A 14,610-nucleotide genomic window follows, 5' to 3' on the forward strand; every position below is an offset into this window, starting at 1 on the left:
CCATCTAAAAATAGATGATTTTACCATTTTTTATTTTAATAATCTTTTTATTTTTTTAAAATACTAAGTGTTTTTATTTCTTCTCCTGATTGTATTTTCAACAAATACATCCCCTCTTTTTTTAAGATGCTTTCATCAATCACTACATATGTTGAGGATGAGTTAACCTTTTCAGTATAAATATGTCTCCCCAATAAATCGTATACATGTAATTGTATATCCTCTTTTTTAGAAAAACCTGAAAGGTTAATTTTTGTTTGTGATTCAAAAGGGTTTGGAGCAGCATAAAGCGTAACATTTTTACTTAACTCATTATAACGAGCTCCAACAGCTCCAATTCTATTTACGGTTGTAATTGGCAAGTTTGCCACTTTATTATAGGCATAATCTGTTAGTGTGTAAGATTGCCCATTACTTGCTACTGAAACATGAAACCATCCATAATGTGTATTTCCATTTATTTTAAAAGAAAAACCTATAAATCCTGTTTTTCCATTCCATAGAGTATAATCAGAAGAACTAACTAAAAAACTATGTGAATCTGTTACGAAATTACTTGAACTTCCAATTACTACTCCTTCTTCTAAATACGACACTTCATTACTCACTCCATTACATACCAATTCTTTACCGTAAGTTACTAATCGTAAAGTATTACCTGTATACCAAGCACCATAATCTGTATCATCACCTGATTCGATTCTAAAAAATTTCCAAGTATCATTTGATCTGACTGTAAGGTCATCTATATCAACATATACAATATTATCTGTTGTATCACAAGGCAAACATGAACCTCCACAATCAACACCAGTTTCATCACCGTTTTGAACACCATCATTACATGTTGGCAAAGAATTCTCAGATATTATTATTTTATAATCCTCAACCTCTCCATAACTAAAAGACTCACAAGATGTTGCTATACCATTATACTTCATTGAGACCCTCATTCTAGTATCTCCTAATACTGCCGAGTTAGGCACAGTAAATTGTCCAGAAACTATATTATCTTTAGACGCTGATTTACTCCAAACCAGTTCACCTGGATCTGTAAAATCTCCATTTTTATTATAATCAATCCAAACACTATAACCTTCAGAATATTTTGTTGTTCTCCAACTCGGAGTTATTATTACTGAATAACTATCTCCCCTTAATAAATTAGTAGATATAGAAGCTGTATAATCAGCATATCCATTGCTTGAACTAGAAGAACTATTATCTATTGTATGTAATTGTACTCTACTAATAAATTCATCGTTAGCATTTTTACCATTAGAATCACAGTAAGTAATAGCTACGTTACATGGCTCACAAGTACCACCACAATCAACACCAGTTTCATCTCCATTTTGAATACCATCATTACACGTTGGTTGACCTCCATAAACTTTACTTCCTGCTTTAATTTTTCCATAGGGTTCTGTACTATACGCATAATCTAGAAGTGAATAGGAAGAACCATTATTATTCACTTGTACTCTAAACCACCCATAATTTAACTTTCCTGGATATAGTTGAAATTGAAACCCTATATATGCCGTTTTACCATCCCAAGCTGTATAATTTACATCTCTAATCACATGCAAATCGGGGTAAGCCCCTCCTGACACCCATGAACTTTGCTGGTTAATTTCAGTATCGAGTGTTAATGGTATTGGGTTTCTTGTTCCTGGTTGACATACCAACGCTTTTTGATACGTTTCCAATTTTAGTGCGTTGTTTTCAAAAAAAGTTCCGAAAGCATTATCATTTTCTGCTCCTTCTATCCTAAAAAACGTCCAAGTACTACCTGAGTTCGCGGTATAATCCTGGTTATCTACATATACTATTTTGTAAGGGTCATAAAAACTAAACTCAAAAGCTACTTTATTTGAGTTTAAGGCTGTTGTACCTCCCGAAATTGCAGCATCTTTAAATGTTATAATTCCAGTTGAATTATTTGCTTTTACATGGTTCAGAGCTTTACCTGTAAAATTTACACTTAACTTTCTGTTATTAACTACCGAAATTTGTGCTGATATTCCTTGTGGAAGATTTAAGTCAAAATGAGTACCAAGAGACAGGTTTCCAGATCCAACAGCAAATGTTCCTCCCTCTAATGTAATGTGCTTTACTTCATTAACAATTGTACCGTTATTTGTTAGTGCTTCTTCAACTTTATTATTATCTACCACAAGTGAACCTCCTGACAAATTAACTCCTGTAGCTACTAAGTTAGATGGTTGCCATAAGGGTTTACGAGCTGGATGATCTAATGCTACTAACATTCTATTTATTTGCCCTTGTGTAAACATTTTTGCACAACCTGATGCGGAATCATAGCCCATATAGTTTTCATAGTTAATTAAATTACCACAATCACTCGCACCAACATTACAACCATCATCTCCTGAGTTAGTGTCTTCTTTTGGAGTATCATCTACATAATCTCCATTGGGATCATTACAACCCCCTTCAAATGTATGAATAAGATTTAACCAGTGACCAAACTCATGGGTTAATACTGATGCAAACTCTTTATTGGTATTTCCATGAATATAACGTCCATTATAAACTACTCTTGCTGTATTATTATTAGACATTGCTGTGTTAGGATACCATGCAACTCCTGAGTTTGTCGAACTTCCATCTGCATATAAGTCTCCCATAATATATACATTCATGTACTTATAATTATCCCAGGCATCTGCAGCTATTTGAGCATCATAACCACCTCCATTCCCATAACCAGCCTTTTCTGGGTGGAATACAACACCATTAGTGCTCCCTCCATTAGGATCTATCTTAGCTAATGCAAACCGTATACTAAGTGTACCTCTTCTACCAGAAAAAACAGGGTCTACCGTATTAAAGTCATCATTTAGTCCATTAAAATCTTCATTTAACTTATCTAATGCTACTTTTATCTTATCGTAAGTTACAGTTAATCCATGCTGAGTAGCACCATAAACATGTACTACTACTGGAATGATGTACGTTTCTCCCGCTCTATTTGATTGCGAAATTTGCTTTTTACTAACTACTTTTTTTGTGTAGTGGTTGAACCTCTCAAACTCTTTCTTTGATTCAGGGTATTTTGAAAATACCTTTTGATTTTCAATTGTAACTTTACAGTCTTGAGCCAACATAACCTCAACACAGAAAAACAACAAAAAGAAGAAGGGGAACAAAATATTTTTTTGTTTCATAATTGATTGATTTTAAATTACTTAACAAACCTACAACTACAAAACAAATTAAATTAATACAATAGTAACCAATATAAATAATAAATTACCAATTAATATAAATTTAACTTTAAAATGATTTTTTATTTATTTTTTTAACATTAAAACTAAATAAAAAACAAAACACATGTGAAATGAGATAAACTTCCAAGCAAAACAAAAACATGAAATGTTGCGTGATTATAGCTCAATTTTTTTATAGAATAGAAGATAGCTCCAACGGTATAAAAAACACCTCCAAGAAAAAGATACATTACCCCATCTTCATGCAACCTTTCCATTAATGGTTTTATCAAAAAAACTACTTGCCAACCCATTAATAAATACAATGCTGTAGAAAGCCTATCAAACTTCCCTGTAAAAAAGAATTTTAATATAACACCTATAAATGCAAACACCCAAACAAAGATAAACATATACCAACCTAATTCTCCTGACAAAGTAACCAGACAAAAGGGAGTATAAGTTCCTGCTATTAACACATAAATAGCTGCATGATCAAAAATATTTAGTTTTCGTCTTAGCTTAGGTTTTTTAGCTGCATGATAAAAGGTAGATGCTGCATATAGAATTATTAAACTAAATCCATAAATTAAAAAACTGACCATCTGCCATAAGCCATCGTAATTGAATGATTTATGTACCAGAAAAGGTAAGGCTATAATACTTAATAATAGCCCAAAACCATGAGTAAGTATGTTTAATCTTTCCTCTTTTTTGCTGTAATGGTTATTTAAACTTTCTTTCATGAATGGAACGATTTGTGTCTTTCATATACAACTCATCATTAATTAATTCATTGTATATTATATTATAAGTCTGCTCCCTTAACTTGTTCTTATCTTGAGTAATTAAATTTTTTGTCTCTATGAATTTACATTGTTTTACTCGTAGTACACCTGGTGACCCTTTAAAGAAATCCCATGAAAATAAACGCTTCCCGTCATAATAAACTTGAGGTACAATAGGTATTTGATGCTCAATAGCCAAACTGAATGCTCCATTTTTAAAAGGTGCTAAAACTACATCTTCTGTTGGCACTAAACCTTCAGGAAAAATAGCAATACTTGTTCCATTTTTTAATCTCTTATTGGCTTCTTCATATACTTTTTTTCTACTTTCTAAATCACTCCTATCAACTACAATAACGACTTTTTTATAAAAAAAACCAAAAATTGGAAATTTTGCTAATTCTTTCTTCCCTACAAAAACTATTGGATTTTTACTCATTGCTATTAACACCCACGGATCAATAAATGATGCATGATTACTACAAAACATGTAACTCTCATTACAGTTTATTTCCTGTTCTCTTTCTATATTTAATCGAAATCCCATTCCATAAATTAAAAAGAAAGCCCAAACTCTAACCATTTTCCAAAAAGTAGGGTAATACTTCTCATCTGAAGTTAAAACTAGTAAAAAAGGTAACATTATTAGTATTGAAACTACTATTAACGTATAAAACCAAACACGCCAAATAAAACGAATAGGAAAATATATGTATTTCAAATTTTTTAATTTATAATTGACCAATTAACCTTATATTTCTTTTTCTCTTTTTAGGGAGTTTTAAAACCCAAACCCACTTAAAATGCGAAAGTAGTAATTTCTTTTGTTTGATAAATTTTAAGCTTATTTTTGTTGACTTAAGCAAGCACTTATTAATAATATTTCAAAACAGACTTATGTCAAGAATTTTAACAGGAGTACAAAGTACAGGAACCCCACATTTAGGAAATTTATTAGGAGCAATTTTACCTGCAATTGAAATGGCTAATGATTCTAAAAACGAATCATTTATATTTATTGCAGATATGCACTCTTTAACCCAAATTAAAGATGGAAATGAATTGCGCGAAAACACTTATAGTGTTGCAGCTACTTGGCTTGCTTGTGGTATTGATATTAATAAAACTGTTTTTTATCGTCAAAGTGACATTCCTGAGGTTACTGAATTAACTTGGTATTTAAGCTGCTTTTTTCCGTACCAACGTTTAACCTTAGCACACGGATTTAAAGATAAAGCTGATCGTTTAGCAGATGTTAATGCTGGTTTATTTACGTATCCAATGTTAATGGCTGCGGATATTTTATTGTATGATGCTGAAATTGTTCCAGTAGGAAAAGATCAGTTACAGCATTTAGAAATGACGCGTGATGTTGCTAACAGATTTAATAACATAGTTGGTGAAACCTTAGTTCCACCTCAAGCCAAGATAAATGAAAACACAAAACTAGTACCTGGTGCTGATGGTGAAAAAATGAGTAAATCTCGAAATAACTTCATCAATATTTTCTTACCAGACAAAAAGTTACGTAAGCAGATTATGGCTATTCAAACAGATAGTAAAGCGTTAGAAGATCCAAAAGATCCAGATAGTGACAATGTTTTTGCTATATATAAATTGTTAGCTTCGGAAGAACAAATAGCTCAAATGCGTGCTAATTATGAAAATGGAGGGTATGGCTACGGACATGCAAAACAAGCTCTTTATGAATTAATTCTAGACAAATTTGATGATGTACGTGCTAAGTATAGTCACTATATGGAAAACCGTCATGAAATTGACGAAGCTTTAGCTGTAGGTGCAGAAAAAGCTCGTGTTATAGCAAAAGAGGTGCTACAAAGAGTTCGAGGTAAAATAGGATATTAATTATATCATCTAGTAAATAAGTCTTTTTATCCTTAAAAAATCAGGAGTATATCCCTATGAAAAACGGGGAATAGGTAACCTTTGTTAGTTGTGTTTTTTGATAGTTTTACACTACTATTAACCTCAAACTAATATATTATGCCACATTATGCACAAGGAACAACAGGATGGACAAAACTAAAAGAATATCAAGCTTTATGGGATCCTAAAATTGATTTGGGTAAGTTTTACTTTACGACATTTCAGGGGAAAAGACAGGAAACTCCATATATGACAGCAGATAATTTTGCTAGAGTAATTGACATTTTAAGAAATGAAACTCCTGTATATGGAAACGCAACTACTGGATCTGTAACCACACAAGGAGAACTTGTAGGTGAAGAAGAAAGCTAGGAAATTCAAATATAATAACTAAACCCCAGAATATATATTCTGGGTTTTTTATACTTATTTTCACAAATTCATAACATGAAAAAATTATTAATTTTAGTATTCTTAGGAATCGCTTCCTGCAGTACCTCAAAAGAAAAAACACAAATAGCAGAAGCTTCATGCGGTCAATGTAAGTTTGGTTTAGACAGCCAACATGGGTGTGATTTAGCTGTAAAAATAGATGGACAAGCCTATTTTATTGATGGTGCACACATAGATGATTATGGTGATGCCCATGATAAAAATATCGGTTTTTGTAATGTAGTTAGAAAAGCAGAAGTTATTGGAAAAATCGAAAATAACCGATTTAAAGCTTCTTCTTTTAAAATAGTTGAAGAATAGTTTTAAACAAAAAATAAAAAATCCGAAGTAAGATTACTTCGGATTTTTTTGTCTTAATTCTATTTACATTACGGTGCTGGATTAGGAATCATTGTATGCACCGCTTCAATCTCTGCTAAAATCTCATCAGACAGTTCAATATTAATAGAATTGATATTCTCTTTTAACTGACTCATTTTCGTAGCTCCAATAATATTACTCGTTACAAATGGTAACTGATTAATATATGCTAAAGACAACTCTGTTAATGTTAATCCGTGTTTATTAGCTATTTTTTTGTACTCTAAAACTGCTTTTTCTGAACCTTCATTTTTATATCTTGCTATAAACCTTGGAAATAAAGTTCCTCTCGCTCCCTCTGGAGTTTTTCCATCAATATATTTTCCTGTTAATACTCCTTGTGCTAAAGGAGAGTAAGCCAGTAAGCCAATATTTTCTCTCATAGAAACCTCAGACATTCCCACTTCATACCCTCTATGAATTAACGAGTACGAGTTTTGAATCGTAACCATTCTTGGTAAACCATGCTGTTCTGCTGTTTGCAGATATTTCATCGTTCCCCAAGGAGTTTCGTTAGACAAACCTACATGTTTTATCTTTCCTTGTTTTACGAAGTCATTCAAAGTTTCTAAAATCTCTAAATGCTTTTCAGCTTCTTCTGCAGAAGTTTTATACGGATAATCACGTACTCCAAAACAGTTTACTCCACGATCTGGCCAATGCAATTGATATAAATCGATGTAATCTGTTTGTAACCGTTTCAAGCTACCTTCTATAGCTTCTGATATATTTTTTCTATTGAAGCCACCTGTTCTAATATGAGCTGTGTAATCGCCTCCTCCAGCAATTTTAGACGCTAACACTACTTTTTCTCTGTTTCCTGTTTTCTTAAACCAAGAACCAATAATTTTTTCTGTTGCTCCGTATGTTTCTGGTGTTGCTGGTACAGAATACAATTCTGCGGTATCAAAAAAGTTTACCCCTTTCTCTAAGGCGTAATCCATTTGTTCATGACCTTCTGCTTCAGTATTCTGTCGACCCCATGTCATTGTTCCTAAACAAATTTTAGAAACTTTTACATCGGTATTGGGTAGTGTTGTGTATTTCATTTATTCTGTAATTATTAAAGATTTACTGTAAACCAATGATCATTTCGAAAGAGGTACAATTGAGAAATCTTTAATTTAAAAAGTTACTCCTTTATTAGATTTCTCGCTACCACTCGAAATGACGAATTATTTTAAAATAGCTTCAATTCCTGGTAAGGTTTGTCCTTCTAGCATTTCTAACATTGCTCCTCCACCTGTAGATACATAACTCACTTTATCAGCAAATCCGAATTGTTTTACCGCAGCAACCGAATCTCCACCACCTACAAGTGAGAACGCTCCATTTTTAGTTGCTTCTTCAATAGCATGTCCTAAACCAATGGTTCCTTGTGCAAACTTTTCCATTTCAAAAACTCCTAAAGGACCATTCCATAAAATTGTTTTTGATTTTGCGATAACTTCAGCAAACTTTTCAACAGTTTTAGATCCACAATCTAATCCCATCCATCCATCAGGAATTTCGTTTGTATCTACTACTTGCGTATTCGCATCGTTTGAAAAAGCATCTGCAATAACAGCATCTATTGGTAAATGGATTTCTGTATTATTCTCTTTTGCTTTCGCTAAAATTTCTAATGCCAACTCTAATTTATCCTCTTCAACTAATGAGTTTCCTATCTTACCTCCTAAAGCTTTGATAAACGTAAACGTCATACCACCACCAACAATAATGTGATCTACTTTTTCAATAATATTTTCAATCACACCAATTTTAGACGACACTTTCGCCCCTCCTAAAATAGCGGTCACTGGTTTCTCTGAATTGTTTAATACCTTATCGATGCTTTCAATCTCAGTTGCTAATAAATTTCCGAAGCATTTATTTTCTGGAAAAAATTGTGCGATAATCGCAGTAGATGCATGTGCTCTGTGTGCTGTACCAAAAGCATCATTTACATACGCATCTCCCCATTTAGCTAATTGTTCAGCAAAAGCAACATCTCCCGCTTTTTCTTCTGTATAAAAACGTAAGTTTTCTAACAATAAAACTTCTCCGCTTTTTAAATTAGTTACTGCTTCTTCAACTACTGAACCAATACAATCATCAACAAATTTCACTTGTACACCTAACACTTCTGTTATTTTGCTAACAATATGACGTAACGAAAACTGATCTTCTTTTCCTTTCGGACGCCCTAAATGCGACATTAACACACAGCTACCACCATCTTCTAATATTTTAATAATCGTTGGTTTTGCTGCTTGGATTCTTGTATCGTCTGTTACTTCAAAACTATCGTTTAACGGCACATTAAAATCTACACGAATTAATGCTTTTTTATTTTCGAAATTGAAATCGTTCAATGTTTTCATCACTCAAATCTAGTTGATTGTTATTTTTAAAAATTGTTTCTTATTTTTTCTTTGACCGTATAAAATTAACTCATTATCTGAAACTTGTTCAATAAACCTGCAATTAAATGGTGTTTCTTCTTCTTTATTAGATAATAGTGACTTGTAAATAAAATCTCCATCTGGATCCAACTTAACAATATATAAGTTTGTATTGTTTTTCGTCGCTTTCCATAAAAAACTTTCTCTAAATTTAATTCTACCTCCAGATAATTCTCCCATTTTCTTATGAGCGTTTAAAACTAGGTATTTATCATTATTATATTGTGCTGTTCCAAATGACATTAATGGATCTGAAAAATAGTTAGATGTTTGAGCCTTGTTAATATTTCTGGCCCATTTTAATTTCCCTTCTCTATCTAATCTTAAAACAATTATATCATCAAAATTATACGATATACTTCTATAACCTCCATATTGATTATGTACATATGTTGTTGTTATAAAAAACTCTTCTGCTGTAATAATCATCCCACCGTCTTTTGGATAAGAAATATCTTTAAACTTAACATTTCTTAACTCTTTATCTTTAGATTCACCATATTTATCCTTCAGAAACTGTTCTGTAAAAGGTGAAAAAGCTATATTATCAATATTAATGTTTTTTGCGTTTAGAATAAATGAACACATCCCTTTAAATCTATTTTCATTTACATTGGAATAAAAACCAATACAACTCAATTTATTTTCCTGTGTCAAGTCCAACCCTAAAGTTGCTACAAAATGATCTTCTACAGAGATTTTTGTAGATGATACATTACCTTCCACTATTTTAAACAATTCATAGTAATAATTTCCTCCTTTTTCTTTTTTCTCCCTTGGATACACCTTACCTAAAATAAATACTTCTCCACTATCCGAAACCTTCACTTCTTGAAGTTTAAATCTTTTGTCTTTATATGGTAACTCAAATTCTTTCTCCCACAATTTATTAAAGTTCTCATCAAAAACCTTAATACTGTGATGTTCATTTTTTTTATCGGAAGAATCAATATTAAAAACGTTATAGTTTCCTGATTTCGAAAATGACATATTTCCTCTAAAATTTCTATCTATTTTTGAAGCTGAAAAAACAGATTCCAAGAACGAAGGATATCGATCAAGAGTGACCTCAAAAATTTTCTTCTTTTTAAACTTAAGTTCATCTTTCAACGAAGTATACAGAAAAGCCTCGATTTTATTTTCTCTATTATTTTTATAATATTCTAAAAATCCTATTGTACCCTGTTTAAAAAAACCACCTACAACTCTATGCTTTCTTTCAATTTTATGTTCAAAGGAATTAATTTTATTAAAACTACTATCAAAAATGTCAATCAACAAACTCCTTTCAGACTCTAAAGTCCTTATGGTATATAAATTACTTAGCTCATCTTTATAAATAGTATTTAAAACGCTTGTTCTTCTTTCTTTAAAAACTCCACTCTTATCTGTAGATACACTCATCAAATCTTCCTGAGAGCTTAATTTCAAAGTAAAAATGATAAAAAAACATAGCAATATACTTTTCTTCATGTTATTTAATTTATTAATTTCAGCTGCCGAAAATACTATATTTTAGCTTTATTTTTAATCTCTTTATAGTTAAATAATGAACCTTACTTCTATAAAAATAACCTCAGAAAAGCTTAACCTACAAGAATGTTACGATTTTGTGGCAGATCCTTCTTGTGGTGGAATTGCTGTTTTTGTAGGTACTGTAAGAAATGTTACACAAAACAAAGAAGTAACTCAACTAGATTTTTCTACCTACAAACCCATGGCAATTAAGGAAATGCAAAAAATTTCGGATGCTACTTTGGATAAGTTTGGTGTAACAAAAATTGCCATTCATCATGCGGAAGGCTTGTTAACGATTGGTGATATTCCTGTAATTATTACAGTTTCTTCTCCGCATAGAAAAGCTGCTTTTGAAGCTTGCCAATATGCTATTGATACCTTAAAAGAAACAGTTCCTATTTGGAAAAAAGAATTTTTTGAAGATGGCGAGGTTTGGGTAAATGCACATCCTTAAAAATACTATATTTGGTAATAAGTCATTTCTAATAATGTAAATACATAACAATCTTTATTTGGGGCATTAGCTCAGTTGGCTAGAGCGTTTGACTGGCAGTCAAAAGGTCATCGGTTCGACTCCGATATGCTCCACTTTTTTATCTTTAAATTATGATTGAGTTTACTACCGCAACCAACCCAACAGAATTACTTCAAATATTAGAGTTACAACAACAAAACTTGCCTGGTAATTTATCAGAAATAGACAAAAAAGAACAAGGTTTTGTTACCGTTCATCATGATTTGGAATTACTGCAAAAAATGAATGATGTACATCCGCATATTATTGCAAAAAGTAACGGACTTGTTGTTGGTTATGCTTTATCCATGTCTAAAATTTTCAGAAATGACATCCCTATTCTCATTCCTATGTTTGATGAAATAGACACTACTTCAGAGGGTGCTAAACCTTATATTTTAATGGGGCAAGTTTGTATAGACAAGCATTACCGAGGAAAGGGAATTTTTAGAGGTTTATATACTAAAATGAAAGAAGAATTCTCTGAAATATACGATTCTATCATTACTGAAATTGATAAGAAAAACACTCGATCTATCAATGCACATAAAGCGATTGGTTTTAGAACTTTAAAAACCTACACAAGTAACGACCAAGATTGGGAAATTGTTTATTTAAAGATTTAATAAGGTAAATCGGTAGGCTCAATAAAATTGATTGTCGGGTCGTATAATTCCGTTAACAGATTCTTTATTTCAGCTATAAATTCTTCTAATCTTTCTTCTGTAATAGCGTTATCAGGTTTTCGATAATTAGATGAGAAATTCATCTGTAAAAAGCCACTTTTTAAATTTTTGAAGGAGATAATTCCTGCTGCCAATCGTTTCTCAAAATTAAATTGTGTGTGTTGAGTATATAAAAACGCATATAACATTACCTGAATGGCTTTGTGGTATTTTAAATCGCGTATCACTTCAAAGTCGAGTACTTTTAAGTTCGTGCTATCAACCATTCCTGTTTTATAATCAATAACTCTAGTAACACCGTTGAGTTCATCAATTCGATCGACAATTCCTTTTATTTTTATTGGAAAATCAATTCCTTCAACCTTTATTTCTGAAGACAATTCCTGCTCAGTAGCAATTATTTTTAGTTGGTTATTCTCATCTTTCAGCAATTGTTTTTCCTTTAGTAAAAAATTCTCTACAAAACGATTTGCAACTTCAAAAATTAATCGATTCTTTCCTGTAGTTAAATCTCCGTTTTTAAAATGTTTTGAAAAATAAAAAGTTACGAGTTCTTTGGTTTTCTTCTGCATATTTTCAACATCTCCTAATTGCAAATATTTTCCTTCAAAGGGTTTATATAATTCTTCTAAGGTATCATGCACAACAGTTCCCATCGTATTTGCAGCAACTGTTTCTTCAACGTCGTCTAGTTGATTAATTTTTAAAATTTTCTGTTTGTAAAAGGCAATCGGATTGTACAAATAATTGGTTAATGTTGATGGAGAAATCCCTTTTTGAGCTAATTCTTGTAAGCGTTCAAGAACTTTTTCATCCTTCTGAATTTCTTTTAATTGAACAGGCGATGTTACTACTTTAGGACTCACTATTTTTTCGGTAATATCGTCTCGCATCATTTCTAACTGCGTTACAAAACGACTTTTTTCTCCGCTTCCAAATACATCATGCTCTGTATTGTACAAAATGTAAATGTTTTTAGCACGTTGTAACAATCGGAAAAAATGGTAGGAGAATAGCGCATCTTTTTCTCTGTAGGTTGGCAACCCAAATTCAATCTTTACATCAAAAGGAATAAACGTGTTTTGTTGCTGATTGGCAGGCAAAACTCCTTCATTCACAGAAGTTATAATAACATTTTCAAAATCTAATACACGTGTTTCTAATACTCCCATTAACTGCAACCCTTGTAAAGGTTCTCCTTGAAATGATAAACTTTCCGATTGTATTAGTTGTCTAAAAAACTGATGTAAGGTTTTTAAATCTTGTACATAACCAAACTCATTATGCAAGTTTTGTAACTGAGTAAATGCAGTATAAAATCGGAATAAGTACTCTTTTTCTAACTCGTTAGTATTTTCCTTCAACAAGTTAATTAACTCTATAATTCTGTTTAAAAACTCACTAATTGATACTAACGGATTAAAAATTGTCGTTATAGTTTTCTTTATTTCTTCACTTACAACAGACAAAAATGTTACAACCTCTTCTTGACCAACAAACGTATTGTTTTCTTTAGCAATCGCTTCTGAAAGTGTATCGGCTATATTAGTTTGCTCATCAATCTGTAATAATCGATAAATGGTGGTATCTTTTACTAATCGAATTACATCTTTATGATAAAAAAGATTTTCTTTCTTCTTTTCTAACTTTTCTTGATTTATAAATAGGTGGAAAATAGCAAATACTAAACTTGTAGTAGGCACATCTTTTAAAGGGTATCCCATTGTAATGTTAACTGCATTTACAGTTGCGGGTAATGAATTTAAGGTAATTGGCAACAAAGTTTCATCTGCCAAAACCAATGCTGTATTGTTGTAATTAGGAAGTTTAGCTAAAATCTCTCCTGCATATTTTATCTGCGTGATGTTTTTTGAAGCTCCGATAACCTCAATATGTTTCTTTTCAGAAAAATATTCTTTAATCGTTTTAATTGGGTTCTGCTGATAGTATTTCCAACGGGTTTTATATTTCCTTAAAAAACTTCCTGCTTGATGCTGACTTTCATAAAATGTTTGATCAACATCCCAATAAACTTCTGCTTTTCCGTTTAATAAAAATTGTTCAAACAAGAACTCTTCCGCTGCATTTAATGCATTGAACCCGATAAAAAAGTATTTTTTCTGTTGATTTCTATGGATAAAATCCGTTACTTTTTTAGTTGATTCTCTATATAAAACCCCTTGGTATCCGATATTATTTTCAAGTAAAAACTGATAAAAAGCATCGTAATATTTATTCAACTTTTCCATGAAAGCAAAATGATCTTTCATCAGTTCAGTTTCTTGAAACTCTCCCTTTACTGACCATTTTCGTAAGCGATGAATGTCTCGCAAATACACAAATATTTCTCGTGTGTTAATCAAATGCTGATCGATCTCATTAAAATCTTGCAACACCGTAAATGCCCATGATGAAAACACATCAAAAGAATCTGGGGCTTCTTCTTGTTTTTTATAAATTGTATAAAAATGAAAAAGGAGCTGGACGGAGTCTACCTTTTTCATTTCTGAAATTTCTTCAACAAAATCACCAATATTGATAATCTCTGGTAAAAAACCTGCCGAAATTTTCTTTTTAAACGTTTCTTTTACAAAAACTCCTGCCCTTTGTGAAGGCAATATAAACACAACATTTTCAAACGATTTGGTGTTTTGTAAAATAGTATCTAACGTTTCTGAGATAAAAGACTGCATACCTTGGTTTTCTTGTAAGCAAAGTACAATT

General features: G+C 31.7%; 12 protein-coding genes and 1 tRNA gene. 6 read left to right on the forward strand and 7 right to left on the reverse strand.

The features are described from left to right. Positions 1 to 47: 47 nt before the first annotated feature. The 3 genes from AC3VJB_RS11555 to AC3VJB_RS11565 all read right to left on the reverse strand — a co-directional run bounded on the left by AC3VJB_RS11555 (position 48) and on the right by AC3VJB_RS11565 (position 4,745). Positions 48 to 3,194: a M43 family zinc metalloprotease gene (locus AC3VJB_RS11555; RefSeq protein ID WP_437823502.1), complete on the reverse strand. Its 3,147-nt coding sequence runs from the start codon at positions 3,192 to 3,194 to the stop codon at positions 48 to 50. 146 nt (positions 3,195 to 3,340) lie between these two features. Continuing rightward, the gene (trhA, locus tag AC3VJB_RS11560) at positions 3,341 to 3,982 is read right to left on the reverse strand and encodes a PAQR family membrane homeostasis protein TrhA (protein WP_389862242.1); all 642 of its coding nucleotides are present in this window, start codon (positions 3,980 to 3,982) and stop codon (positions 3,341 to 3,343) included. Beyond that, the gene (locus AC3VJB_RS11565; RefSeq protein ID WP_389862239.1) at positions 3,963 to 4,745 is read right to left on the reverse strand and encodes a lysophospholipid acyltransferase family protein; all 783 of its coding nucleotides are present in this window, start codon (positions 4,743 to 4,745) and stop codon (positions 3,963 to 3,965) included. Before AC3VJB_RS11565 ends, trhA begins: the two co-directional genes overlap by 20 nt. Positions 4,746 to 4,921: 176 nt before the next feature. Here AC3VJB_RS11565 and trpS point away from each other — a divergent pair, with 176 nt between their 5' ends. The 3 genes from trpS to AC3VJB_RS11580 all read left to right on the forward strand — a co-directional run bounded on the left by trpS (position 4,922) and on the right by AC3VJB_RS11580 (position 6,664). Continuing rightward, positions 4,922 to 5,890 carry a tryptophan--tRNA ligase gene (gene trpS, locus AC3VJB_RS11570; protein ID WP_497667170.1) on the forward strand — a complete coding sequence of 323 codons (969 nt, stop codon included), beginning with the start codon at positions 4,922 to 4,924 and terminating at the stop codon, positions 5,888 to 5,890. A gap of 138 nt (positions 5,891 to 6,028) precedes the next feature. Then, a complete protein-coding gene (locus AC3VJB_RS11575; RefSeq protein WP_047787916.1) occupies positions 6,029 to 6,283 on the forward strand; it encodes a hypothetical protein in 255 nt (84 codons plus the stop codon). A gap of 75 nt (positions 6,284 to 6,358) precedes the next feature. After that, positions 6,359 to 6,664, forward strand: coding sequence for a DUF6370 family protein (locus tag AC3VJB_RS11580; RefSeq protein ID WP_073182267.1), 306 nt, complete (start codon positions 6,359 to 6,361; stop codon positions 6,662 to 6,664). 68 nt (positions 6,665 to 6,732) lie between these two features. Here the strand turns inward: AC3VJB_RS11580 and AC3VJB_RS11585 are convergent, their stop codons facing one another. From AC3VJB_RS11585 to AC3VJB_RS11595, 3 genes are all read right to left on the reverse strand, one after another. Next, positions 6,733 to 7,773: an NADP(H)-dependent aldo-keto reductase gene (locus AC3VJB_RS11585; protein WP_167712752.1), complete on the reverse strand. Its 1,041-nt coding sequence runs from the start codon at positions 7,771 to 7,773 to the stop codon at positions 6,733 to 6,735. A 126-nt stretch (positions 7,774 to 7,899) separates the two neighbouring features. Continuing rightward, complete coding sequence (locus tag AC3VJB_RS11590) at positions 7,900 to 9,087, reverse strand: phosphoglycerate kinase (RefSeq protein ID WP_497667171.1); 1,188 nt, start codon at positions 9,085 to 9,087, stop codon at positions 7,900 to 7,902. A 9-nt stretch (positions 9,088 to 9,096) separates the two neighbouring features. Further along, complete coding sequence (locus AC3VJB_RS11595) at positions 9,097 to 10,641, reverse strand: hypothetical protein (protein WP_497667172.1); 1,545 nt, start codon at positions 10,639 to 10,641, stop codon at positions 9,097 to 9,099. Positions 10,642 to 10,717: 76 nt separating this feature from the next. Here AC3VJB_RS11595 and AC3VJB_RS11600 point away from each other — a divergent pair, with 76 nt between their 5' ends. From AC3VJB_RS11600 to AC3VJB_RS11610, 3 genes are all read left to right on the forward strand, one after another. Further along, the gene (locus AC3VJB_RS11600; RefSeq protein WP_497667173.1) at positions 10,718 to 11,140 is read left to right on the forward strand and encodes a molybdenum cofactor biosynthesis protein MoaE; all 423 of its coding nucleotides are present in this window, start codon (positions 10,718 to 10,720) and stop codon (positions 11,138 to 11,140) included. 60 nt (positions 11,141 to 11,200) lie between these two features. Continuing rightward, positions 11,201 to 11,274: transfer RNA gene (locus AC3VJB_RS11605), tRNA-Ala, on the forward strand. 18 nt (positions 11,275 to 11,292) lie between these two features. Next, positions 11,293 to 11,826 (forward strand): GNAT family N-acetyltransferase, encoded by a 534-nt coding sequence (locus AC3VJB_RS11610; RefSeq protein WP_497667174.1) that lies wholly within the window; start codon positions 11,293 to 11,295, stop codon positions 11,824 to 11,826. Here the strand turns inward: AC3VJB_RS11610 and AC3VJB_RS11615 are convergent. Next, entirely contained in the window at positions 11,823 to 14,579 is a 2,757-nt protein-coding gene (locus AC3VJB_RS11615; protein ID WP_497667175.1) for a PD-(D/E)XK nuclease family protein, read from the reverse strand. The two genes, AC3VJB_RS11610 and AC3VJB_RS11615, sit on opposite strands and share 4 nt — an antisense overlap. Between the last annotated feature and the right edge of the window lie 31 nt (positions 14,580 to 14,610).

The sequence above is a fragment of the Tenacibaculum sp. TB-53 genome (assembly GCF_059716285.2).